The sequence below is a fragment of the Nguyenibacter vanlangensis genome (assembly GCF_013376155.1).
Lineage (GTDB): Bacteria > Pseudomonadota > Alphaproteobacteria > Acetobacterales > Acetobacteraceae > Gluconacetobacter > Gluconacetobacter vanlangensis.
Genome location: NZ_JABXXP010000398.1, coordinates 1 through 2,699, shown reverse-complemented (window position 1 = coordinate 2,699; position 2,699 = coordinate 1). Strand labels below are relative to the sequence as shown.

The window sequence follows — 2,699 nt, the reverse complement described above, 5'->3', positions numbered from 1 at the left end:
CCCGTGTCGCGCCGACCAGGACCAGTGCCGCGTCCGCCGGCATCGACAGCCCGACGGCGCGGGAGACGTCGTCGAGCACGCCGAGACCGCCGATCGCGGGGGTCGGCAGGATGGAGAGCGTGCTGCCGTCGGGGGCACGGGTTTCGTTGTAGAGGGAGACGTTGCCGCTGACGACCGGGAAGTCGAGCGCGCGGCAGGCCTCGCCCATGCCTTCGATCGCCGCGACGAACTGGCCCATGATCTCGGGCTTTTCGGGCGAGCCGAAATTGAGGTTGTCGGTGATCGCCAGCGGACGGGCGCCGGTGGCGACGATGTTGCGCCAGGCCTCGGCCACCGCCTGGGCGCCGCCGGTGCGGGGATCGGCCTTGCAATAGCGCGGGGTGCAGTCGGTGGTGAGCGCGAGCCCGAGGGACGTGTCCTCGATCCTGACGATCGCGGCGTCGGCGGCGCCGGGGCGCTTGACTGTCTGGCCGCCGACCGTGCTGTCGTACTGGTTCCAGACCCAGGCGCGCGAGGCGAGGTCCGGGCAGCCGATCAGCCGGATCAGCGCCTGTTCGATCCCGACCGGGTCGGTGAGCGGGCCCAGCGGCGCGGGCGCCGGCGTGGGGGACGTGGGACGGCGATAGATGGGGGCCTGTTCGGCCAGCGGTTCGAGCGGGATGTCGGCTTCGACGCGGCCCTGGTGACGGACCACGATATGGCCGGTGTCGGTCAGGTGGCCGATGACCGCGAAATCCAGTTCCCATTTTTCGAAGATCGCGCGGGCCTGTTCGGTCCGGTCGGGCCGGATGACGATCAGCATGCGCTCCTGGCTTTCGGAGAGCATCATCTCATAGGCCGTCATGCCGCGTTCGCGCTGGGGCACGGTATCGAGGTCGAGATCGATGCCCACCCCGCCCTTGCCGGCCATTTCGACCGAGGACGAGGTCAGGCCGGCGGCGCCCATGTCCTGGATGGCGACGATGGCGTCGGTGGCCATCAGTTCCAGGCACGCCTCGATCAGCAGCTTTTCGACGAACGGGTCGCCGACCTGCACCGTCGGGCGCTTGGCCAGCGCGTCCTCGTCGAATTCGGCCGAGGACATGGTGGCGCCGTGGATGCCGTCGCGGCCGGTTTTCGAGCCGACATAGACCACCGGGTTGCCCACCCCCGCCGCCGCGGAGAGGAAGATCCGGTCCTGGCGGGCGACGCCGACGGTCATGGCGTTGACCAGCGGGTTGCCGTCATAGGCCGGGTGAAAATTGATCTCGCCCCCCACGGTGGGGACACCGACGCAATTGCCGTAGCCGCCGATGCCGCGCACCACGCCATCGACGATGCGGCGGGTCTGCGGGTTGTCGGGCGCGCCGAAGCGCAGCGCGTTGAGGTTGGCCACCGGGCGGGCGCCCATGGTGAAGACGTCGCGCAGGATGCCGCCCACGCCCGTCGCCGCGCCCTGGTAGGGTTCGATGAAGGAGGGGTGGTTGTGGCTTTCCATCTTGAAGATGGCGGCCAGGCCCTGGCCGATATCGACCACGCCGGCATTCTCGCCCGGGCCGTGGATTACCCATGGCGCGGTGGTGGGCAGGGTCTTGAGCCACACGCGCGAGGATTTGTAGGAACAATGTTCCGACCACATGACCGAGAAGATGCCCAGTTCGGTCAGGGTCGGGGTACGGCCCATGATCGAGAGCACGTTGCCCCATTCGTCGGCGGTCAGTCCGAATTCCCGGGCCATCGCCTGATCGACGGGTCGCTGCCCGGTTGCGCTGCTTGTCGTTGCGCTGCTCATCGGACCAGAGCCTCCACCAGCCCCTCGAACAGGGGTTTGCCGTCTTCGCCGCCCATCAGCGGGTCCACCAGGTCTTCGGGATGCGGCATCATGCCGCAGATGCGCAGGTTTTCGCTGAGCACCCCGGCGATCGCGTTCACGCTGCCGTTGGGGTTGGTCCGCAGATCGCCCGCATCGACGCGGCCGTCGGGCCGCGCGTAGCGGAACGCGACGCGGTTGCCGTCCTCGAGCGCGCGGATCGTGTCGGAATCGGCGATGTAGTTGCCGTCGCCGTGGGCCATCGGGGTGCGGAACACGTCGCCCACCCGCCATTTGCGGGTGAAGGGCGTGTCGTCGCGTTCGACGCGCAGGTGACAATCCTGCGACAGGAAGCGCAGGGCGGCGTTGCGCAGCAGCGCGCCCGGCAGCAGCCCGGCCTCGGTCAGGATCTGGAAGCCGTTGCATACGCCCAGGATATGGCCCCCGGCGGCGGCGAAGCGCCGGATGTCGGCCATGATCGGGGCATGGGCGGCCATGGCGCCGCAGCGCAGATAGTCGCCGTAGCTGAAGCCGCCGGCCAGGACCACCAGATCGAGGTCCGGCAGGGCGGTGTCATGGTGCCAGATCATGGCGGGCGCGCGGCCGGTGACCGTCCGCAGGGCGATCGCCATGTCCCGTTCCCGGTTCGTGCCGGGGAAGACGACGATGCCGGCCTTCATTTGCCGCCACCGCAGGGATAGGCGTCATGCAGGGCGGTGAAGACCAGGCCGCCGACCGGGCTGGAGAGCTGGGCGGAATGGCCGCGCAGCCAGGAGACGACACGGCCGCGCATGTCCTGCGTGGGGGTGCCGGCGGGGATGCAGAAGCCGGTCGGCGCGTTGGCGTCGCCCTGGTGGCGGTCATAGACGTGGGTGAGCGCCACCGAATCGGCCAGGCCGGCGATATAGGC

Annotated in this window: 3 protein-coding genes; all 3 read right to left on the bottom strand. The window is 69.5% G+C overall.

Annotated elements, in window-relative coordinates; translation table 11 throughout:
* Window positions 1-1,717, bottom strand: a 1,717-nt coding sequence (gene purL, locus HUK84_RS14430) for a phosphoribosylformylglycinamidine synthase subunit PurL (protein ID WP_374729367.1), incomplete at its 3' end; no start/stop codon positions are given.
* A gap of 50 nt (window positions 1,718-1,767) precedes the next feature.
* Window positions 1,768-2,469 carry a phosphoribosylformylglycinamidine synthase subunit PurQ gene (gene purQ, locus HUK84_RS14425; RefSeq protein WP_176640907.1) on the bottom strand — a complete coding sequence of 234 codons (702 nt, stop codon included), beginning with the start codon at window positions 2,467-2,469 and terminating at the stop codon, window positions 1,768-1,770.
* Window positions 2,466-2,699, bottom strand: a 234-nt coding sequence (locus HUK84_RS14420) for a Rap1a/Tai family immunity protein (RefSeq protein WP_281362824.1), incomplete at its 5' end; no start/stop codon positions are given. The genes purQ and HUK84_RS14420, both read right to left, overlap by 4 nt.

Excerpts from the sequence above, each read along its gene's own strand:
- purQ (WP_176640907.1), bottom strand. The coding sequence starts at position 2,469 with ATGAAGGCCGGCATCGTCGTCTTCCCCGGCACGAACCGGGAACGGGAC.